Annotated in this window: 17 protein-coding genes and 1 riboswitch; of the genes, 13 read left to right on the top strand and 4 right to left on the bottom strand. The window is 71.4% G+C overall.

Translation table 11 applies throughout. The features are described 5' to 3' along the window. Window positions 1–97: 97 nt before the first annotated feature. Window positions 98–2554: a DNA topoisomerase (ATP-hydrolyzing) subunit A gene (locus AB5J51_RS12200; protein ID WP_053787747.1), complete on the bottom strand. Its 2457-nt coding sequence runs from the start codon at window positions 2552–2554 to the stop codon at window positions 98–100. A gap of 235 nt (window positions 2555–2789) precedes the next feature. Between AB5J51_RS12200 and AB5J51_RS12195 the strand changes: the two genes are divergently transcribed. The 4 genes from AB5J51_RS12195 to AB5J51_RS12180 all read left to right on the top strand — a co-directional run bounded on the left by AB5J51_RS12195 (window position 2790) and on the right by AB5J51_RS12180 (window position 7545). Continuing rightward, window positions 2790–4139, top strand: a complete 1350-nt coding sequence (locus tag AB5J51_RS12195; RefSeq protein WP_369777712.1) for a M16 family metallopeptidase — start codon at window positions 2790–2792, stop codon at window positions 4137–4139. A 20-nt stretch (window positions 4140–4159) separates the two neighbouring features. Then, window positions 4160–5527, top strand: a complete 1368-nt coding sequence (locus tag AB5J51_RS12190) for a pitrilysin family protein (RefSeq protein ID WP_053787776.1) — start codon at window positions 4160–4162, stop codon at window positions 5525–5527. A 184-nt stretch (window positions 5528–5711) separates the two neighbouring features. Then, window positions 5712–5870: riboswitch (cyclic di-AMP (ydaO/yuaA leader) on the top strand. Between the two features lie 13 nt (window positions 5871–5883). Then, window positions 5884–6678, top strand: coding sequence for a M23 family metallopeptidase (locus AB5J51_RS12185; RefSeq protein ID WP_053787745.1), 795 nt, complete (start codon window positions 5884–5886; stop codon window positions 6676–6678). Between the two features lie 201 nt (window positions 6679–6879). Beyond that, window positions 6880–7545: a GntR family transcriptional regulator gene (locus AB5J51_RS12180; protein ID WP_053787744.1), complete on the top strand. Its 666-nt coding sequence runs from the start codon at window positions 6880–6882 to the stop codon at window positions 7543–7545. A 210-nt stretch (window positions 7546–7755) separates the two neighbouring features. On the opposite strand, the gene AB5J51_RS12175 is transcribed toward AB5J51_RS12180, so the two are convergent. Further along, window positions 7756–8037, bottom strand: coding sequence for an HPr family phosphocarrier protein (locus AB5J51_RS12175; protein WP_030301460.1), 282 nt, complete (start codon window positions 8035–8037; stop codon window positions 7756–7758). Between the two features lie 184 nt (window positions 8038–8221). On the opposite strand from AB5J51_RS12175, the gene AB5J51_RS12170 reads away from it, so the two are divergent. From AB5J51_RS12170 to AB5J51_RS12155, 4 genes are all read left to right on the top strand, one after another. Continuing rightward, complete coding sequence (locus AB5J51_RS12170; protein WP_369777711.1) at window positions 8222–11053, top strand: GNAT family N-acetyltransferase; 2832 nt, start codon at window positions 8222–8224, stop codon at window positions 11051–11053. Window positions 11054–11124: 71 nt separating this feature from the next. Beyond that, the gene (locus AB5J51_RS12165) at window positions 11125–11721 is read left to right on the top strand and encodes a DUF5998 family protein (RefSeq protein WP_030301465.1); all 597 of its coding nucleotides are present in this window, start codon (window positions 11125–11127) and stop codon (window positions 11719–11721) included. Beyond that, a complete protein-coding gene (locus AB5J51_RS12160) occupies window positions 11721–12923 on the top strand; it encodes an alkaline phosphatase family protein (RefSeq protein WP_369777710.1) in 1203 nt (400 codons plus the stop codon). Before AB5J51_RS12165 ends, AB5J51_RS12160 begins: the two co-directional genes overlap by 1 nt. Window positions 12924–12985: 62 nt before the next feature. Next, entirely contained in the window at window positions 12986–13636 is a 651-nt protein-coding gene (locus AB5J51_RS12155; protein WP_053787741.1) for a thymidine kinase, read from the top strand. Between the two features lie 28 nt (window positions 13637–13664). Here AB5J51_RS12155 and AB5J51_RS12150 read toward each other — a convergent pair whose 3' ends face one another. Continuing rightward, window positions 13665–14294, bottom strand: a complete 630-nt coding sequence (locus tag AB5J51_RS12150; RefSeq protein WP_369777709.1) for a hypothetical protein — start codon at window positions 14292–14294, stop codon at window positions 13665–13667. A gap of 215 nt (window positions 14295–14509) precedes the next feature. Between AB5J51_RS12150 and AB5J51_RS12145 the strand changes: the two genes are divergently transcribed. The 4 genes from AB5J51_RS12145 to AB5J51_RS12130 all read left to right on the top strand — a co-directional run bounded on the left by AB5J51_RS12145 (window position 14510) and on the right by AB5J51_RS12130 (window position 18286). Next, on the top strand, window positions 14510–15706 hold the full coding sequence (locus AB5J51_RS12145) for a cytochrome P450 (RefSeq protein ID WP_369777708.1): 1197 nt from the start codon (window positions 14510–14512) through the stop codon (window positions 15704–15706). Window positions 15707–15720: 14 nt separating this feature from the next. After that, window positions 15721–15918, top strand: a complete 198-nt coding sequence (locus AB5J51_RS12140) for a ferredoxin (protein ID WP_369777707.1) — start codon at window positions 15721–15723, stop codon at window positions 15916–15918. A 371-nt stretch (window positions 15919–16289) separates the two neighbouring features. After that, window positions 16290–17273, top strand: coding sequence for a Gfo/Idh/MocA family protein (locus AB5J51_RS12135; RefSeq protein WP_369777706.1), 984 nt, complete (start codon window positions 16290–16292; stop codon window positions 17271–17273). Further along, on the top strand, window positions 17270–18286 hold the full coding sequence (locus AB5J51_RS12130) for a Gfo/Idh/MocA family protein (RefSeq protein ID WP_369777705.1): 1017 nt from the start codon (window positions 17270–17272) through the stop codon (window positions 18284–18286). The genes AB5J51_RS12135 and AB5J51_RS12130 overlap by 4 nt, the downstream gene beginning before the upstream one ends. 92 nt (window positions 18287–18378) lie before the next feature. On the opposite strand, the gene AB5J51_RS12125 is transcribed toward AB5J51_RS12130, so the two are convergent. After that, on the bottom strand, window positions 18379–19629 hold the full coding sequence (locus AB5J51_RS12125) for an acyltransferase family protein (protein ID WP_369777704.1): 1251 nt from the start codon (window positions 19627–19629) through the stop codon (window positions 18379–18381). A 412-nt stretch (window positions 19630–20041) separates the two neighbouring features. Here AB5J51_RS12125 and AB5J51_RS12120 point away from each other — a divergent pair, with 412 nt between their 5' ends. Further along, window positions 20042–21235, top strand: coding sequence for a cytochrome P450 (locus AB5J51_RS12120; protein WP_369777703.1), 1194 nt, complete (start codon window positions 20042–20044; stop codon window positions 21233–21235). Window positions 21236–21246: the final 11 nt, after the last annotated feature.

The following is a 21246-nucleotide window of genomic DNA, read 5'->3' as shown; positions in this document are numbered from 1 at the left end:
CTGCGTACTCCCCCCACCAACACCCGGAGGGAAAACACTAGTCGGCATTCGGGTGGTACGTCCCCCCGGTCGCACCACCCGAATGCCGCCGTACGTCCTACAGCGCGCCCCCCGCCAGAGCGGCGACGGCCGCGGGCAGTGCGGCCCCCGAGCCGTCGCGGCGCGGGTCCACGGGCGGCAGTTCCGCCGGGGTGCCGTTCGCCGCGGCCGCGCGGACCGGGGCGTTGCCGGCCCAGGCCAGGACCAGCAGGTCCTCGCCCTTCAAGAACCGCTGGCAGCGCACGCCGCCGGTGGCCCGGCCCTTGCGCGGGTACTGGTCGAAGGGGGTCAGCTTCCCGGACAGCATCGAGTCGTCCAGCGTCCCGTGCGAGCCCGCCACGGTGAACACCAAGGCGTCCCGCGCGGGGTCCACCGCCGAGAAGTGGATCACCTTGGCGTTCTCGGCGAGCTTGATGCCCGCCATACCGCCCGCCGGGCGGCCCTGCGGGCGCACCTGGCCCGCCGGGTAGCGCAGCAGCTGGGCGTCGTCGGTGAGGAAGACCAGGTCCTCCTCGCCCGTACGCAGTTCGACCGCGCCGACGATCCGGTCGCCCTCCTTGAGGGTGATGACCTCCAGCTCGTCCTTGTTCGCCGGGTAGTCCGGCACGACCCGCTTGACCACGCCCTGCTCGGTGCCCAGGGCCAGGCCCTGCGAGGACTCGTCCAGCGAGGTCAGGCAGATCACCTTCTCGTCGGCCTCCAGCCCGGAGAGGAACTCCGTGACCGGGGCGCCGCCCGCCAGGTTGGGCGCGGTGTGGGTGTCCGGCAGCTGGGGCAGGTCGATCACCGACAGCCGCAGCAGCCGCCCGTACGAGGTGACCACGCCGACGTCGGCCCGGGCCGTGGCGGCGACCTGCGAGACGATCAGGTCGTGCTTGGTGCGGGCGCCGCCCTCCTCCTCCGGCAGCGCTTCGCCGGTCACGGTGCGCGCCAGCAGGCCCGTCGAGGACAGCAGCACCCGGCACGGGTCGTCCGCGACCTCCAGCGGAACCGCCCCGACCTGCGTACCCGCCGACTCCAGCAGGACCGTACGCCGCTCGGTGCCGAACTTCTTCGCGACCGCCGCCAGTTCGGTGGAGACCAGCTTGCGCAGCTCCGTGTCGGACTCGAGGATCCCGGTCAGCTCGTCGATCTCGCCGGTGAGGCGGTCGCGCTCGGACTCCAGCTCGATCCGGTCGAAGCGGGTGAGCCGGCGCAGCGGGGTGTCCAGGATGTACTGGGTCTGGATCTCGCTGAGCGAGAAGCGCTCGATGAGCCGCTCCTTGGCCTGCGCCGAGTTGTCGCTGTCCCGGATGATCCGGATGACCTCGTCGATGTCGATCAGGGCCACCAGCAGGCCCTCGACCAGGTGCAGCCGGTCGCGCCGCTTGCCGCGGCGGAACTCGCTGCGCCGCCGCACGACCTCGAAGCGGTGGTCGAGGTAGACCTCGAGGAGCTCCTTGAGTCCGAGCGTCAGCGGCTGGCCGTCGACGAGTGCGACGTTGTTGATGCCGAAGGACTCCTCCATCGGCGTCAGCTTGTACAGCTGCTCGAGCACGGCCTCCGGGTGGAAGCCGTTCTTGATCTCGATGACCAGGCGCAGGCCGTGCGAGCGGTCCGTGAGGTCCTTGACGTCCGCGATGCCCTGGAGCTTCTTGGAGCCGACCAGGTCCTTGATCTTCGCGATGACCTTCTCGGGGCCGACCGTGAAGGGCAGTTCGGTGACGACCAGGCCCTTGCGGCGGGCGGTCACGTTCTCCACGGCCACCGTCGCGCGGATCTTGAACGTGCCGCGACCGTTCTCGTAGGCGTCCTTGATCCCGGAGAGGCCCACGATCCGGCCGCCCGTGGGCAGGTCCGGACCCGGCACGAAGCGCATCAGCGCCTCCAGGTCCGCCTGCGGGTAGCGGATCAGGTGACGGGCGGCCGCGATGACCTCGCCCAGGTTGTGCGGGGGCATGTTGGTGGCCATGCCGACCGCGATCCCGGAGGCGCCGTTCACCAGCAGGTTCGGGTACGCCGCGGGCAGCGCGACGGGTTCCTTCTCCTGGCCGTCGTAGTTGGCGGTGAAGTCGACGGTGTCCTCGTCGATCGACTCCGTCATCAGTGACGTGGCGTCCGCCATCTTGCACTCGGTGTAACGCATCGCGGCCGGCGGGTCGTCGTTGCCGAGCGAGCCGAAGTTGCCGTGGCCGTCGACCAGCGGCAGCCGCATGGAGAAGGGCTGGGCCATGCGCACGAGCGCGTCGTAGATGGAGGCGTCACCGTGCGGGTGCAGCTTGCCCATCACCTCGCCGACGACGCGGGCGCACTTCACGTACCCGCGGTCGGGGCGCAGGCCCATCTCGTTCATCTGGTAGACGATGCGCCGGTGCACCGGCTTCATGCCGTCGCGGGCGTCGGGCAGGGCGCGGGAGTAGATCACCGAGTACGCGTACTCGAGGAAGGAGCCCTGCATTTCGTCGACGACGTCGATGTCGAGGATCTTCTCCTCGAAATCCTCCGGCGGCGGGGTCTTCGTGCTGCGGCGGGCCATCGCTGCGCGGCTCCTTAACCAAGAAAGAAGGTGTGCTGGGGGTCTTGCGGGTGGTCTGGCGGGTGGTGTGACAGGGGCTGACAGGGGTCGTCGCGGACCATTGTGGCCCGAGGCACCGACAACGCCGACTCCGACCCAGGTCTGAGCCGGGAACTTCTCCGGTCCCCGACGCGCTTGCATACAGTGGCAGGTCTGACGGAAATCTCTGCATCGCGATCGAAGGGACCACATGCCCATGGGTCACACGGCCACAGCCCAGGCCGGCTCCGGCGGCCTGACAGCGACCGAGCACCGGCTGGCCAACGGCCTGCGCGTGGTGCTCTCCGAGGATCACCTGACCCCGGTCGCCGCGGTCTGCCTCTGGTACGACGTCGGCTCGCGCCATGAAGTCAAGGGGCGAACCGGTCTGGCTCACCTCTTCGAGCACCTGATGTTCCAGGGCTCGGCGAGCGTACCCGGCAACGGCCACTTCGAGCTCGTCCAGGGCGCAGGCGGTTCGCTCAACGGCACGACCAGCTTCGAGCGCACCAACTACTTCGAGACCATGCCGGCCCACCAGCTGGAGCTCGCGCTCTGGCTCGAGGCGGACCGGATGGGCTCGCTGCTGGCCGCCCTGGACGACGAGTCCATGGAGAACCAGCGCGACGTCGTCAAGAACGAGCGCCGCCAGCGGTACGACAACGTCCCGTACGGCACGGCCTTCGAGAAGCTGACCGCCCTGGCGTACCCCGAGGGCCACCCGTACCACCACACCCCGATCGGCTCCATGGCCGACCTGGACGCGGCCTCCCTGGAGGACGCGCGCGCCTTCTTCAGCACGTACTACGCGCCCAACAACGCGGTGCTGTCGGTCGTGGGCGACATCGACCCCGTGCAGACGCTCGCCTGGATCGAGAAGTACTTCGGGACCATCCCCGGGCACGACGGCAAGCAGCCGCCGCGCGACGGCACGCTGCCCGAGGTCATGGGCCGGCAGCTGCGCGAGGAGATCGTCGAGGAGGTCCCGGCCCGCGCGCTGATGGCCGCCTACCGGCTCCCGCACGACGGCACCCGCGAGTGCGACGCCGCCGACGTGGCGCTGACCGTCCTGGGCGGCGGTGAGTCCTCCCGGCTGCACAACCGCCTCGTACGCCGCGACCAGACGGCCGTCGCGGCCGGCTTCGGCATGCTGCGGCTCGCCGGTGCGCCTTCGCTGGGCTGGCTGGACGTGAAGACCTCCAGCGGGGTCGAGGTGCCCGACATCGAGGCGGCCGTCGACGAGGAGCTCGCGCGGTTCGCCGCCGAGGGCCCGACGGCCGAGGAGATGGAGCGCGCCCAGGCGCAGCTGGAGCGCGAGTGGCTGGACCGGCTGAGCACGGTGGCCGGCCGCGCCGACGAACTCTGCCGCTTCGCCGTGCTGTTCGGCGACCCGCAGCTGGCGCTCAGCGCCGTCCAGCGGGTCCTCGACATCACCGCCGAGGAGGTGCAGGCCGTGGCCGCTGCCCGACTGCGCCCCGACAACCGCGCGGTGCTGGTGTACGAGCCGCTCCCGGCAGAGGCCGACGGGGCCGACGAGAACGACGAGAACGAGGGGGCGGAGCAGTGAGCGACACCGCAGCCGTCACGATGACCTTCCACCCGCAGCCGCAGGCCGGCCAGGCCCGGCCGTGGGCCTTCCCGGCTCCCGAGCGGGGCGCGCTGCCCAACGGGCTGACCGTGCTGCGCTGCCACCGGCCGGGCCAGCAGGTCGTCGCCGTCGAGGTCAACCTCGCCGCCCCGCTGGACGCCGAGCCCCAGGGCCTGGACGGCGTGGCGACGATCATGGCCCGCGCGCTGTCCGAGGGCACCGACAAGCACTCCGCCGAGGAGTTCGCGGCCGAGCTGGAGCGCTGCGGCGCCACGCTCGACGCGCACGCCGACCACCCGGGCGTGCGGGTCTCCCTGGAGGTTCCGGCCTCCCGGCTGGCCAAGGCGATGGGCCTTCTCGCCGAGGCGCTGCGCGCGCCCGCCTTCGCCGACGGCGAGGTCGACCGCCTGGTGCGCAACCGGCTCGACGAGATCCCGCACGAGCTGGCCAACCCGCAGCGCCGCGCCGCCAAGGAGCTCTCCAAGCAGCTCTTCCCGGCCACCCTGCGGATGTCCCGCCCGCGCCAGGGCACCGAGGAGACGGTCGCCCGGATCGACTCCGCGGCCGTACGCGCCTTCTTCGAGGCCCACGTACGCCCCGCCACCGCCACCGCGGTGGTCGTCGGCGACCTGACCGGCATCGACCTGGACGCCGTACTGGCGGACACCCTGGGCAGCTGGACCGGCAACTCCGCCGAGGCGCTCCCGGTGCCGCCGGTGACCGCCGACGACACCGGCCGTGTGGTCATCGTGGACCGGCCCGGCGCGGTCCAGACGCAGCTGCTCATCGGCCGGATCGGGCCGGACCGGCACGACCGGGTCTGGGCGGCGCAGGTGCTCGGCACGTACTGCCTGGGCGGCACCCTCACCTCGCGCCTGGACAAGGTGCTGCGCGAGGAGAAGGGCTACACGTACGGCGTGCGCGCCTTCGGCCAGGTGCTGCGCTCCACCGCGGACGGCAAGGGCGCCTCGATGCTCGCCATCAGCGGCTCCGTGGACACCCCCAATACGGGCCCGGCGCTCGACGACCTCTGGAAGGTGCTCCGCACCCTCGCGGAGGGGGGTCTGACCGACGCCGAACGGGACGTGGCGGTACAGAACTTGGTGGGTGTGGCCCCGCTGAAGTTCGAGACGGCCGCGGCCGTCGCCGGCACGCTCGCCGACCAGGTCGAGCAGGAGCTCCCGGACGACTACCAGGCCCGGTTGTACGCACAGCTGGCCCAAACGGGCACGGTGGAGGCGACTTCGGCCGTTCTGGCCGCCTTCCCGCTGGACCGCCTGGTCACGGTCCTGGTAGGCGATGCCTCGCAGATCGAGGCGCCGGTGCGGGCGCTCGGGATCGGTGAGGTCACCGTCGTCGGCAACTGACGGACATCCCAAGGGGCTCCGGTGGCTTGTCCACCGGGGCCCCTTATGTCTGTTTAGTGGAGAGGTTGCTTGTATGCGGTGTGGCGTACGCAACAAAAAGGCGTGTCTGTTTGGCGATTGACTGATGATCCGCCTAGCGTCGGCCGTGCTGTCCGTCAGTTGTACGCGCCGCACCCGCGGCACCGGGCAGCGATCGCCGAGTCCCCGTCAGGCGCGAGCCTGGGGAGCCGGGGACCCACATGCGTCCCTGGGGTGAATCGGACCGCCTCGCCAGAGGGGGCCCGTAGGAGACCTTCCTGCTCCGAACCCGTCAGCTAACCCGGTAGGCGAGAAGGAAGGAAAGGATCAGCCCCTTCATGGCGTTTGGCAGTCGTGCCGCCGGTAAGCACCGTGGTTCCAGTCGTCTGAGCCGCAAGACCGCCGGTTACGCCGGCATAGCCGCCCTCGCCACCACCGGTGTCGTCGGCTCCCTCGCAGGCCCGGCGTTCGCCGCGTCGGACAAGGCCCCCTCCATGGAGGACACCGGCCTGAACGCCGTCGTGACGGCCGAGGACCTCCCGGTCCAGATCGAGGCCCAGGCCGAGGCCCAGGAGCACGCGGCCGAGGCCGCTGCCGCCAAGGCGAAGGCGGAGGCCGACGCGAAGGCGCGCGCCGCCGAGGCCAAGCAGAAGGCCGAGGAGAAGGCGAAGGCCGAGCGCGAGGCCGCCGAGCGCGCCGCCCGCGAGGAGGAGCGCAAGCGCCTCAACACCTTCGTCGCCCCCGTCGACGGCTCCTACATCAGCACCCAGTGGCACGCGGGCGGCGGCATGTGGTCCTCCGGCAGCCACACCGGCATCGACTTCCACGCGGCCTCCGGCACCTCGGTGCACGCGGTCGGCGTCGGCACCGTGGTCGAGGCAGGCTGGGGCGGCGCGTACGGCAACAACGTCGTGATCAAGCACGCCGACGGCACCTACACCCAGTACGGCCACATGTCCTCGCTGAGCGTCTCCGTCGGCGAGCAGGTCACCCCGGGCCAGCAGATCGGCCTGTCGGGCTCCACCGGCAACTCCAGCGGCCCGCACCTGCACTTCGAGGCCCGTACCGGCTCCCAGTACGGCTCGGACATCGACCCGGTCGCGTACCTGCGCAACCACGGCGTCGACGTCTGACCCGCAGCACTTCACCGAAGGCCCCGGCTCCCCGAGCCGGGGCCTTCGCGTTGTGGCCGCAAGTGGCCGCATCGTGGCTGTAAATATTCGCGATTTCGGTCCGCGCTCGGAAAACATCGCGTGTTGCAATAGAGTCCCAGTACGATCCCAGCACGGTCGCGGCAATGGCGTCGGCAGTCGGAATTAAGCGGAGGTCCGGACTTGCGTATTCCTGCGCACGCGGTATGCACGGCAATCCGCGACGACATCGTCTCCGGAGTCTTCGAGCCGGGCGGCAGGCTGACCGAGGAGCTTCTGGCCCGCCGGTACGGGGTCTCGCGCGTCCCGGTCCGCGAGGCGCTGCGGACCCTGGAGTCCGAGGGTTTCGTCACCACCCGGCGCCATGCGGGCGCCTGCGTGGCCGAGCCCACCGAGCAGGAGGCGGCCGACCTCCTGGAACTGCGGATGCTGCTCGAGCCGGTGGCCGCGGCCCGAGCCGCCCGCCGGCGCACCGAGGCCCACCTCAAGGTACTGCGCGGGCTGGTCAGGCTGGGCCAGGAGCGGGCCAGGCGGGGCCAGGGGGAGGACCTGCGGTCCCTGGGGGGCTGGTTCCACGAGACCCTCGCCCAGGCCTCCGGCAGCCCCGGGCTGATCGCGCTGCTCACGCAGATGCGGCACAAGGTCGCGTGGATGTACGCCGTGGAGGCGCCGGCCCGGCCCGTGGAGTCGTGGGCGGAGCACGGGGCGATCGTGGACGCGGTGGCGCGCGGGGACGCCGAGCGGGCGCGGGCGCTGACGGCGGCCCACGCGGACCGGGCGGCCGGAGCGCACCGGCTGCGCGTGAGGACTTCGCAACATGCCGTAAACATGGCGGGCGGTCCGCATTAACAAATAGCGCGTATTAATAAGCTGGCGGTGTCTGAATTTACGGCGCATCGACGGCGCATTGGTGCGGTATCGGCGCGATATTGGCGCGGTATTGGCGCGCAGTCGTGGTCGCCCGGCGCGGACGGCGGAATTGCCGAAACGACGAAGCCGCGGCCTCCGGAATTCCGGTGACCGCGGCTTCGCCGCATGTCCGGGCGTGAACCCGAAGGGTCAGACGGTCTCGGGGAGCTCCTCGAGGCCCTCGGCGACCAGCTTCGCGAGGCGGTCCAGCGCCGCCTCGGCGCCCTCGGCCTCGGACGCGAGGATGATCTCCTCGCCGCCCTGGGCGCCCAGGCCCAGCACCGCGAGCATGGACGCGGCGTTGACGGGGTTCCCGTCGGCCTTCGAGATGGTCACCGGGACGCCGGAAGCGGTCGTCGCGCGGACGAAGATCGAGGCGGGACGAGCGTGCAGGCCCTCGGCCCAGCCGACGTTGACGCGGCGCTCTGCCATGGTGATGCCCTTCAGGTTCTTACGGTTGTCTAGACCAGTCTCTCACGACGCCTCGAATGCTCCGACCGACCACCGGCCCGACTCCTCCGCCGTTCGACCTAACCCAGCTTGCACTCATTTGCCCCTGCTTGCCGTACGCGCCGCGCAGGAGCTGTCCGGCCGGTCCTGGCCTTAAGATCGCCGCATGACCACCGCGTCGGACCCCTCGTACCCGGCCCACTGGGAAGCGGACGTCGTCCTGCGCGACGGCGGCACCGCCCGGATCAGGCCCATCACCACGGAGGACGCGGGCCGACTGGTCAGCTTCTACGAGCAGGTCTCCGACGAGTCGAAGTACTACCGCTTCTTCGCGCCCTACCCCCGGCTGTCCGACCGCGACGTGCACCGCTTCACGCACCACGACTACGTGGACCGGGTCGGCCTCGCGGCGACCATCGGCGAGGAGTTCATCGGCACCGTCCGCTACGACCGGATCGGCCCCGACGGCCGGCCCGCCTCCGCGCCCGCCGACGAGGCCGAGGTCGCCTTCCTCGTCCAGGACGCCCACCAGGGCCGCGGGGTCGCCTCCGCGCTCCTCGAACACATCGGCGCGGTCGCCCGCGAGCGGGGCATCCGCCGGTTCGCGGCCGAGGTGCTGCCCGCCAACAGCAAGATGATCAAGGTCTTCACCGACGTCGGCTACCAGCAGAAGCGCAGCTTCGAGGACGGCTCCGTCCACCTCACCCTCGACCTCGAACCCACCGCCGAGTCCCTGGCCGTGCAGCGCGCCCGCGAGCAGCGCGCCGAGGCCCGCTCCGTGCAGCGGCTGCTGGCTCCCGGCTCGGTGGCGGTGATCGGAGTCAGCCGCTCCGGCGGGGGCGTCGGCGCGGCGGCCCTGCGGAACCTGCGTGACTGCGGCTTCCAGGGCCACCTCTACGCCGTGAACGAGGCCGTCACCACCGACCTGCTGGACGGCGTACGGGCCTACCGCGCCCTCGGCGACATCGGCACCCCGGTCGACCTCGCGGTGATCGCGGTCCCCGCCGAGCGCGTCCCCGAGGCCGTGGCCGCCTGCGGCGAGCACGGGGTGCAGGGGCTGGTGGTGCTGTCCGCCGGCTACGGGGAGAGCGGCGCGGCCGGGCTCGACCGGCAGCGCGAACTGGTGCGCCAGGTGCGCTCGTACGGGATGCGGCTGATCGGGCCGAACGCGTACGGCGTGATCAACACCGCGCCGGAGGTCCGGCTCAATGCCTCCCTGACGCCGGCGCCCGCGCCGATCCGGGGCCGCATCGGGCTGTTCACCCAGTCCGGGGCGATCGGCATCTCGCTGCTCTCCGCCCTGCTGCGGCGCGGCGAGGGGCTGTCGTCCTTCGTCTCGGCGGGCAACCGGGCGGACGTCTCGGGCAACGACATCCTGCAGTACTGGTACGAGGACGAGGCCACCGACGTCGCGCTGATGTACCTCGAAACCCTGGGCAATCCGCGGAAGTTCACCCGCCTCGCGCGGCGGACGGCAGCCGTGAAGCCGGTCGTCGTCGCGAAGGGCGGCCGCCACACCCCGGCGGGGCACGTGGTCCCCGGGACCAGGCTCCCGGACACCACGGTCTCGGCGCTGCTGCGGCAGGCCGGGGTGATCCGCGTCGACACCGTGACGGAGCTGGTGGACGTCGGGCTGTTGCTGGCCTCGCAGCCGCTGCCGGCCGGGCCGCGCGTGGCGATCCTCGGGAACTCGGAGTCGCTGGGCGTCCTCACGTACGACGCCTGCCTCACGCAGGGGCTGCGGCCGGCGGCCCCGCTGGACCTGACCACGGCGGCGAGGCCGGAGGACTTCCGGGAGGCGCTCGACGCGGCGCTGGGCTCCGCCGAGAACGATGCGGTGATCGTCACGGTGATCCCGTGGGTGAACGAGCAGGAGCCGCAGGACGACCTGGCCGAGGCGCTGCGGGATGCGGTGGCCGGGCATCCCGGCAAGCCCGTGGCGGTGGTGCACGTGGAACTGGAGGAGCTGGTCGACGCCCTGTCCACGGCGGGGGGCCCGCTGCCCGGCTCCGATCCCGTGCGGCCCGGCTCGTCGGGTGCGGCGCCGCTTCCGGGGGCTCTGCCCCCGCACCCCCGCGGCTCGGACGCCGGCGGGGCCGGGGGCGGGGATGCCGGCGGGGTCGGCGTCGACGTGCGGATTCCGGCGTATCCGGCCGCCGAGCGGGCCGTACGGGCCGTCGCCGAGGCCGTCCGGTACGGGCAGTGGCGGCGGGCCAACGCCGAGGCCGGGCAGGTGCCCGAGTACGAGGACATCGACGAGGCCGGAGCCGCCGCCCAGCTCGCCGCCATCCTGGACGGCGTCGGCGACGCCGTCCTCACCCTCACCGAGGCCGACGCCGCCGCACTGCTCGCCCGGTACGGGATCCGGGTGCTGCCCACCCTGCCCGCGCCCACCGCGGACGACGCGGTCCGGGCCGCCCGGGCCCTGGGCTACCCCGTCGCCCTCAAGACCACCGCCCCGCACCTGCGCCACCGCGCGGACCTCGGCGGCGTACGCCTCGACCTCGCGACCGAGGCGGACCTGCGCCGCTCGTACGAGGAGCTCACCGATCTCCTCGGGACGCCCGGCGAGCTGCTCCCCGTCGTCCAGGCCATGGTGCCCCGCGGGGTCGACACCGTCGTGCGGTCCGTCATCGACCCGGCGGCCGGCGCCGTCCTCTCCTTCGGGCTCGCCGGTGTCGCCTCCGAGCTGCTCGGCGACACCGCCCACCGGCTCGTCCCGGCCACCGAGCGGGACGCCGCCGGGCTGATCCGGTCCATCCGGACCGCTCCCCTCCTCTTCGGCTGGCGCGGGAGCGACCCCGTCGACACCCCCGCCCTCGAGGAGCTCCTGCTGCGGCTGTCCCGGCTCGTGGACGACCACCCCGAAGTGGTGGGAGTCACGCTCGAGCCCGTCGTGGTCGCCACGGAGGGGCTCTCCGTCCTCAGCGCCACGGTCCGGGTGGCCCACCCGCCCGCCCGCACCGATCTCGGCCCGCGGACACTGCCCAGCTATTGACCGGGTGCGCGGGCCCGTCGTCCGGACCTCAGGCGCCCGGGGTGCCCCGTTCGGGCCTTAGGATGGACCCCATGGCGAAATCCGGTACGACGACCCAGGGGCTGCGCACGGCGATCGAGCGCAGCGGCTACTACCCGGCCCTCGTGGCCGAGGCCGTGGAGGCCGCGGTGGGCGGCGAGCCGATCTCGTCGTACCTGGTCCACCAGGAGACGACCTTCGACTCCAACGAGGTGCGCCGGCACGTCACCGTCCTGGTCCTGACCGGCAACCGCTTCATCGTGAGCCACACCGACGAGCAGGCCGCCGACGCCGGGTCCCCGTCGCCGTACGCGACCACGTCCACCGAGTCGGTCAAGATCGGCGCGATCTCCTCCGTGGTGCTCAGCCGCGTCGTCGCCAACCCCGAGTCGTACACCCCCGGCACCCTGCCCCGCGAGGTCGTCCTGACCATCGGCTGGGGCGCGGTCTCGCGGATCGACCTGGAGCCCGCCGCATGCGGCGACCCGAACTGCGACTCCGACCACGGCTACACCGGCAACTCCACCGCCGACGACCTCAGCCTGCGCGTCAGCGAGGCCGGCGACGGCCCGGAGGCGGTCCGCCAGACGCTCGTCTTCGCGCAGGCGCTCAGCGAAGCCACCGCGGCCACCTCCGCCTCCGCCCGCTGATGGCCTACTCCGCACCGTCGAACTGGGACGAGCCGGAGCTGCTGGACCTCGCCGGCGCCCCCGTCCCGGAGTACGGCACCGGCTCGCTCGCCGACCTGCTGCCGACCCTCGTGGCCGGCCAGGGCGTTCCCGGGTACACCGCCGCCATCGCCGAGCTGACGCCGGCCGACCGCAACTGCGTGTTCCTGGTCGACGGCATGGGCTGGGAGCAGATCAAGGCCCACCCGGACGAGGCCCCGTACCTGACCTCCCTCCTCGGCAGCTCGCGCGGCGGCACCGGCCGCCCGATAACGGCGGGCTTCCCGGCGACCACCGCCACCTCGCTGGCCTCCGTCGGCACCGGCCTGCCGCCCGCGCGGCACGGCCTGCCCGGCTACGCCGTGCGCAACCCGGCCAGCGGCGAGCTGATGAACCAGCTCCGCTGGCACCCGTGGACCCCGCCGAAGCCCTGGCAGCCGTACCCGACGGTCTTCCAGCAGGCGGACAAGGCCGGGGTGGCCACGGCGCAGGTGTCCTCGCCCGCGTTCCAGACCACCCCGCTCACCAAGATCGCGCTCAGCGGCGGCACCTTCCTCGGCCGGATGACCGGCGAGGAGCGGATGGACCTCGCGGCCGAGCGCCTCGCGGCCGGCGACCGCTCGCTGGTGTACACGTACTTCAGCGAGCTCGACGGGGCCGGACACCGGCACGGCGTGAACTCCGACGCATGGCGCGGCCAGCTGATGTACGTCGACCGGCTGGTGCAGCGGCTCGCCGAGCAACTCCCGCCGCGTACCGCGCTGTACGTGACCGCCGATCACGGCATGGTGGACGTCCCCTTCGACGAGGACTCCCGGATCGACTTCGACGAGGACTGGGAGCTCGGCGCGGGCGTCGCCCTGCTCGGCGGCGAGGGCCGAGCCCGGCACGTGTACGCCGTACCGGGCGCCGAGGCCGACGTCCTGACGGTGTGGCGCGAGGTGCTGGGCGACCGGTTCTGGGTCGCGAGCCGAGAAGAGGCCCTGGAAATGGGCTGGTTCGGCGCGCCGGGGGAGTGCGACGAGCGCGTGCTCGGCCGCATCGGCGACGTGGTCGCGGCCGCCCAGGCCGATGTGGCCATCACCGCCTCGCGCAAGGAGCCCAACGAGTCCGCCCTCGTCGGCATGCACGGCTCCATGACCGCCGCCGAGCAGCTCGTCCCGCTGCTCGAGATCCGCACCTGACCGACCGCCCCTTCCTCCGCCCTCCGGCTGCCGCCCACGACCCGAAAGGTCCCGTACTTCCCATGCCCGAGCTGGTGTTCTTCTCCGGAACGATGGACTGCGGAAAGAGCACTCTGGCTCTCCAGATCGCCCACAACCGCGACGCGCGGGGTCTGCAGGGCGTCATCTTCACCCGGGACGACCGGGCGGGCGAGGGCAAGCTGTCCTCGCGCCTGGGTCTGGTGACCGAGGCGGTCGAGGCGCCGGAGGGCATGGACCTGTACGCGTACCTGGTCGCGCAGCTCTCCCAGGGCGGCAAGGCCGACTACGTGATCGTGGACGAGGCCCAGTTCCTGGCCCCCGAGCAGATCGACCAGCTCGCCCGCATCGTCGACGACCTCGGCCTGGACGTCTTCGCCTTCGGTATCACCACCGACTTCCGGACGAAGCTGTTCCCGGGCTCGCAGCGGCTGATCGAGCTCGCGGACCGCCTCGAACAGCTCCAGGTGGAGGCCCTGTGCTGGTGCGGCGCCCGCGCCACGCACAACGCCCGTACGGTGGGCGGGCAGATGGTGGTCGAGGGCGCCCAGGTCGTGGTCGGCGACGTCAACCGCCCGGCGGAGGAGATCGGGTACGAGGTCCTCTGCCGCCGCCACCACCGCCGCCGCATGACCTCGGCGGCAGCCCACGCGGGCGCCCTCTCCCCGGACGTCCTCCCCGTCAACCACGCCTGACGGCCCGCCCTGATCCGAAGGACACGGCCTAGGGGCAGGACTCTTCGGTCTTGGCGACGGTGAAGGTCAAGGGCCGGCCGGCGAGCGCGGCGCCGGCCTTCGGGTCCTGCGTGCAGACCTTCCAGTTCGATTCCTGGAGGACCATGCGGCTCTGCACCGCGTCCTTCACGGTGATGCTCGCATTGCCCGGGAGCGCGGAACGGACGGCCTTCATCCCCTGGCCGACGAAGTTCGGCATGACGTCGCCCGCGGGCTTCGGGGCGGGCGCGTCCGTGGCGGGGCAGGCCTCTTCGAGCTTGACCGCGCCGAAGTCCACAGTGGTCTTGGTGTCGAGGCCCGCGCCCGGCCTCGGGGTCTGGCTGCACACCTTCCAGTGCCGGTCGAGAGCTTGGAGCCGCTCGCGGCCGAGGGCGTCGTGCGACGTGAGGACGAAGAAGCCGGCCCGCTGCGCTTCGTCCTGGGCCGTCTGGAGGCCTTTGCCGACGAGGTCGGGCAGGGTGGCCGTCTTGGCGGAGGGGGCGGGGCCGGACGCCGCCGGGGTGGTGGCCGGGGTGCCGGTCGTCGCGGGCTTCCCGCTGTCGGCGGCCTGCGGGTCGCACGCGGTGAGGGCGAGGACGCTCGCGGCAGCGAGCAGGGTGATGGTGCGGTCTGTGCGCATCGCGCCATGTTGGCGGGGTTCGGGCGGCCGTGTGGGCGCTGTGACCGGTCCGTGACGCAGTCAAGGCCCGCGCTGTGCTCGCCGAGGGGACGGGCTCCGCCGCGGCAGGGAGGCTTCAGGCGAGCTCCAACCTCACTCGAACTTCATGCCGTTCCGCAGACCCCTGTCATCTAATGAATATCTGCAAGATGCACCCTTCATTTACGAGGTCTTCGATGACGGACACGAACGCACCCCTCGCCTTCCCCCAGGACCGGACCTGCCCCTACCGGCCCCCTGCCGCCTACGACCAGCTGCGTGCGACCCGCCCCCTGTCGCGGATCACCCTCTTCGACGGCCGTGAGGTCTGGGCGGTCACCGGGCACTCCGTCGCCCGCGAACTGCTGGCCGACCAGCGCCTGTCGTCCGACCCCAGCCGCCCCGGCTTCCCCTTCCTCACGCCGTACTTCGTCGACATGGGCGACCGAAAGTTCCCGCTGTTCGGCGTCGACGACCCCGAGCACCGGACCCAACGACGGGCCATCATCGGTGAGTTCACGCTCCCGCGCGCCGTCGCCCTGCGCCCGCGGATCCAGGAGATCGTGGACGAGCGGATCGAAGCGATGATCGCGCAGGGGCCGACCGCGGAACTGGTGAGCGCCTTCGCGCTGCCCGTGCCCTCCATGGTGATGTGCGCCGTGCTCGGAGTGCCCTACGCCGACCACGACTTCTTCGAGACGCAGTCGCTGCGGCTGGTGCGCGGTCCTGAGGCGGCCGACGTGATGGACGCCCTCAACCAGCTCGAGGCGTACTTCGGCGAGCTGATCGACCGCAAGCGCAAGGAACCCGGCACCGGCCTGCTCGACGACCTCGTGCAGCGCCAGGAGGCGGAGGGCTCCTTCGACCGCGAGGGCCTGATCGCCCTGGCGCACGTCCTGCTGGGCGCCGGCCACGACACGGTCGCCAACATGATCTCGCTCGGTGTCTTCACCCTGCTCCAACACCCGGAGCAGCTGGCCGAGTTGCGCGGGGACTCCACGCTGCTGCCCGCCGCGGTGGAGGAGCTGATGCGCGTGCTGTCGATCGCGGACACGGTGCTGCGCGTGGCGGTCGAGGACATCGAGGTGGCCGGGACCACGATCCGGGCGGGCGACGGCGTGGTCTTCGCGGCCTCCGTGGTCAACCGCGACGAGAGCGTCTACCCCGAGCCGGACACCCTCGACTGGCACCGTCCGTCCCGCCACCACATCGGCTTCGGCTTCGGCATCCACCAGTGCCTCGGCCAGAACCTTGCCCGCGCCCAGCTGGAGATCGCTCTGGGCACCCTCTTCGACCGTCTGCCCACGCTGCGCCTGGCCGCTCCGGCCGAGGAGATCCCCTTCAAGCTGGGTCACACCGTCCAGGGGATGGTCGAACTCCCCGTGACCTGGTGAGAGGGGCGACGGACGTGCACATCGACATCGAGAAGGACGTCTGCATCGGCGCGGGCCAGTGCGCCCTGCTCGCTCCGGACGTGTTCACCCAGGACGACGACGGGTTCAGCACCCTCCTGACGGGCGGCGACGGCGCTCACGGCCCACTGGTGCGGGAGGCGGCCCAGGCCTGCCCCGTGCGCGCCATCACCGTGTCGGAGACGGTGAGCTGACCCGGCGGGCCGGCGGGGACGACGCCGAGCCGGAGCCGCTGCGCCGGCTCGGCGATGCCTCGTGCGCGGGGACGGCAGCGGCCGAGACTACCCACGCTGGTGATGCCCCCGCCGATCGGTTCGGGCGAGACTGGTCAGACCTCGGACGCGCAGGGCGGCGGCAGCCGGGCCGGGAGTGACTCTCCCGTGGGCCGTCCGCATCGGCACTCCATCCGAAGGACCGCGCTTCGCGGTCGGAAGCCCGTCTTCGAGGAGACGTGCCAGGAGGCGTGCCAGGAGGCGTACGAGCCGGCCGGAGCCCGGCCGCAGAGCACCGCTCCCCTGGTCGCGCCCGCCTGTGAGGACAACACGGAAGAAGGGCTGGGGATGCCGTGCAACAGCTGGACGTAGCGCTGATCGGCGCAGGACTGATAGCGCGTATACATCTGGAAGCGTGGGTCGATGCCGGAGCGTCCGTTCGCATCTACTCCACGGACGACCGGGCCGCGGACTTGGCACGTGAATTCGGCGTCAAGGCCGTCGGATCCCTGGAAGCGGCGCTGGACGGCGCGGATGCCGTGGACATCTGCGCCCCGACGGGCAGTCACCACGCCATAGCCATGGCCGCCATCGCCGCAGGGGTGGACGTGGTGTGCGAGAAGCCGCTGGCGGCCAGCACGGCAGAGGCCGAGGAGATCGTCGACGCGGCGGAGCAGGCCGGCGTGCGGCTCTACCCTGCCCACGACATACGTTTCGTTTCGGCGTACGCCCGGCTGCACGACCTGGTGGCGGCAGGCCGCCTGGGCGCCGGCGCGGTCGCCCGGTTCACCGTGGCCGCCTACCACCCGCGGCCCTGGACCGGCCACGCGTCCGCGCAGTCGGGCGGGATTCTGACCGACCAGATGATGCACGGCGTCGACATCGCCTATTGGATCTTCGGGGACGTCGTGCGGGTGTACGCCCAGTACCAGGGGGAGATCGCCGCACCGGCACCTCAGGGGGCCGTCGCGGTCGGAACCGTCGTCCTCACCCACGCCAGTGGCGCGCTCAGCCAGATCGTGAGCCGGTGGACGGCGGCGCCGCAGCCGCCCGTTCGGGTCACGTACCACGTCTCGGGTACGGGCGGGACGGTGCAGTACGACTCCGAGTGGCCCCAGGAGATCCAGGGATACGGCCCCAAGGCCGGGAACTTCGCGCACTTCGGCGAGACGCCGTTCTCCTCCGAGATCCGCGAGTTCGCCCAGGCGCTCAGGGGCGGCCCCGAGCCGCGCCTGGGGCCTCGCGACGCGCTGGCCGCCGTCCGCATCACCCAGGCGGCGGCCGAGTCCGCGTGGACGGGACGTGCCGTGGAACTGCCCGTGAAGGGGGCCGCATGAAGGTCGCAGTGTTGTCGTTCGCCCACGAGCGCGCCGCCACGTACGCCCGGCTGCTGCACGCCATGCCCGGTGTCGACCTGATCATCGCGGACCCTGACGGTCCGCCCGACGACCCGGCGCGCGGCGAGGCCGTGGCCCGGCAGCTCGGCGCGTCGTACGCGGGCGGCTGGGACGAGGTCTTCGCGCTGCGCCCCGAGGCCGTGGTGGTCACGAGCGGGACCGCCCGCCGTCGGGAACTGGTCGAGCGGGCGGCCGGGATCGGGGCTCACGTGCTGTGCGCCCAGCCGATGGCGACCGACGAAGCGGATGCCCTGGCCATGGTGCGGGCCTGTGAGGACGCGGGTGTACGGCTGACTCTCGACTCCCCTGCGTGCTTCAGTCCGGCGTTCGACGCCGTACGCAAGGAGATCGCCGCCGGTGACGCCATCGGCCGGCTGACGACCCTTCACGGTGTGTACAACGGCCCGGCGCCGACCCCGTCGCACCCCGGGCGGGCGGATCGGGAACCGGCCGGGGGCGGGGCACTGGCCGCCAACGCGGCGGACCTGCTCGACATGGTGGACGCGGTGCTCGGCGGAGAGCCGGCGGAGCAGGTGTACGCGCAGACGAACAGCGTCCTCGGCGCAGAGCCGGGCGCAGAGAGCGCGGCGCTCGTCACCGTTCGCTATCCGAGCGGGACGGTCGCGGCCATCGACTGCAGTCGGAGCGTGTCGGCGGACCGGGCGGCAGCGGACGGACCCAGGATGACCTTCATCGGCGACCAGGGGAGCCTGGAGTTCAATTCCCGCCCGCGGCTGCTCGGCGGATTCGACTCCGCCGCCGGCGGTGAACGGTGGGAACCCGGCGGGTCCGACGCGTACGCGGCCATGCTCGACGCGTTCGTCGCCGCCGTCGGCACGGGACGGGGAGCCGGGCCGGACGGCGCAGCAGGGGTGCGTACGCTGCGGATCGTCCAAGCCGCCTACGCATCGGCGCACAGCGGCCGGCCCGTCGATCCGGCCGTACGGCCCTGACGGAAACCCGCCGCCGCCCCGGGAAGCGAACCAGCCAGGGGCTGGCGCCTTCCCGAGGCGGCGGTCTGTGTGTCCGGGGTCTTTCAGGGTCTTCAGCCGGCTTCGCGGACCAGCACGGAATCCGAGACCAGGGGCCTGCTCTGCGTCGTCTTCTCGCGCGCGTCCTGCGAGACCCGCTGCTCGCCGGCCTGCTTCTCCTTCTTGCTGCGGCTCCAGCGGCGCATGACCGGCTGCTCGACCAGGCTGTACAGCAGCCAGGCGGCCAGCAGGTTCGCCAGGAGCAGGGCGATCTGAAGTCCGACAGCCGGGACGAAGTCGAAGGTACGGCCTCCCAGCAGCTCGGAGCGGCCCCAGAAGATCACCACGCCCTGAAGGATGTAGAAGGCGAAGGAGATCTCGCCCAGCCGCACCATGGTCGGGCTGGTGAGCCAGCCTCCGGCGCCCCGGAGATCCCTCGAGGCCCCGGCGCAGATGATCATGGCCACCGGAACGATCGTGCAGGCGCTGAAGAAGTACGGGGCCGGAACGTTGTTGGCGAGCCAGTACCCGCCGGCGAAGAGGGTCGCCGAAGTCAGCAGGCCGATGCGCGGCCACAGGTTCGCGGCGACGATCCGGGCCAGGATCATGCCCAGCACGAACTCGAACAGGCGCGGCGGCGGGAACGAGTAGGAGAACCAGAACTGGTTGAGCGTCAGTTCGTACCCGAGGTCGAGGCCGCCCCGGACGTACTTCGTCACTGCAGCCACGCCGATCACGCCGGCGACCATGCCGCCCGCCCACAGCCACAGCCTCCGCTCCGCGATCCGGCGCACGGGGATGATGAGCAGCGGGAACAGCGCGTAGAAGAGCAGCTCCGCACAGAGCGACCAGGCCACGGGGTTGAGGCTCCCGAAGACCTCCGGCTGCGGTGTGAACGTGTGCACCATGAAGAGGTTCGGCAGCCAGGCGTGCATCGGGGTGGCCGCGGTGAACAGCACCATCGCCAGCACCCAGGTCACGATGTGGTTCGGGTAGATCTTCAGCGCGCGACGCCGCCAGAAGCTCGTGACCCGGTCTCCCGGCGTGGCCGACCACGTCAGGACGAAGCCGCTGAGCACGAAGAAGAACGACACCCCGATGGCGCCGGCCTTCTCGCAGAAGTCGGCCAGGGACTTCGCGATGTCGGGATCGCCGAAGAAGTTGATTGGCTGCATCGGGCTCAGGACGTTGTGGAGCATCGTGCTGTGGGTGAGGAACACGAGCATGGCGGCCACGAATCTGAGGCCGGTGAGCGAGGGCAGCGGGGCCCGGCGTTGCGGTGAACTGCTGGTGGCCGATGCGGCGTCTGGGTCTGCCGTGAGCATGGCTGTCCTTTCGGTCGGAGATGCGGCCTGCTGGGCGGCCGACCCGCGGTGAACTGGGGAAGGGAGCACCCGACGGCCGAAGGCGTGTCGGCTGCGTACTCCAGCTCTCGGAGCGGAAGTTAGTCAGCCGCGCCTGGGCCCTGGTAGCACGGCGCTCGAGGCCGGGTCGGCATGCGCTGCATTTCCGGGGTCGCTGCTCGCTTTCGGGAGGCCTTTCGGAGGAGTATTCCAAGCAGCAGGTGAAGAGCCGCCGAGTTGCCGTCCGGGCCCTACCAGGCTGAGGGATGTCGGCCCGTCAGGGCTCGTCTACTGTGATGTGGGAGATCATAAGAATGCTTTCCTGCGACGATTCGCGGACCGCCTTGGGGCACGATTTCCCGAATTGGACACCATCTCGAGTGAGAAGGATTTCATGAGCGACGCAATTTCCTTCGAGGAGCATTGGGCGCGGACCCACCAGTTCGATCCTCCTGCGATATTTGATTCGCTGCGTGAAGAGCGCCCCCTCGCGAGAATGGTCTACCCCGACGGCCACGTCGGCTGGATCGCCACCAGCCACGAGTTGGCGCGCAAGGTCCTCAGCGACCCGCGGTTCAGCCACAGCATGGAGTTCTGTCACTTCCCGACGACGCACTGGGGAGAGCTGACGCCGAACTCTCCCGAGATCCCCGGGATGTTCATCTACATGGACCCGCCCGACCACACCCGGTACCGGCGGCTGCTGACGGGTGAGTTCACCGGCCGCCGGGCGAGCCAGATGACGTCGCGCGTCGAGGAAATGGTCGCCGGGCAGATCGCCGCGATGCGCGAGCGCGGGTCGGCTGCGGACGTGGTGGAGGACTTCGCCGACCCGCTGGCCCTGAGGGTGTTGTCCGAGGTGATCGGCCTGCCCTACGACGAACGTGACCGCTACGCGAACGCGCCGACCGTCATGCACGACCCGGACTCCAAGATGGAGGACGTCGGGCCCGTCTACGAGCAGGCGCTCACCTTCTTCGCCGAGCTCATCGAGCGGAAGCGGAAGCAGCCGGAGGACGACATCCTCAGCCGGCTCGTCGCCGAGGGCGGACTGACCGACGAAGAACTGTGCAACATGGTCGCCCTGCTGCTGTTCGCGGGCTTCGGGACCACGGCGCCCGCGCTGGCCGTCAGCGTCTTCGCGCTGCTGCACCACGAGGACCAGCTGGCGGCGCTCCGCGCGGACCCGGCGAAACTCGACGGCGCGGTGGAGGAGCTCCTGCGCTACCTCACCATCAACCAGTACGAGATCTTCCGCACGGCGCTGGAGGATGTCGAACTGAGCGGTGAAGTGGTCAAGAAGGGCGACACCGTGACGGTGTCCCTGCCCGCCGCCAACCGTGACCCGGCCAAATTCGGATGCCCCGCGCAGCTCGACATCGAGCGCGACACCGCAGGCCACATGTCGTTCGGATACGGCGTCCACCAGTGCCTCGGGCAAAACCTCGCACGCGTCGTCCTGCGAGCCGGCCTGTCCGCTCTCCTCCGGGAATTCCCGGACCTCCGGCTGGCCGTCGGTTTTGACGAGGTGCCGCTTCGACCCAAGGGTTCCGTCTTCGCGTTGAAGAGCCTGCCTGTCTCCTGGTAGCTCTTTTCTCT

It is taken from the genome of Streptomyces sp. R33 (genome assembly GCF_041200175.1).
Lineage (GTDB): Bacteria > Actinomycetota > Actinomycetes > Streptomycetales > Streptomycetaceae > Streptomyces > Streptomyces katrae_B.
Note: the sequence above shows the minus strand (reverse complement) of the source record. Positions and strands in the feature narration are given on the sequence as shown.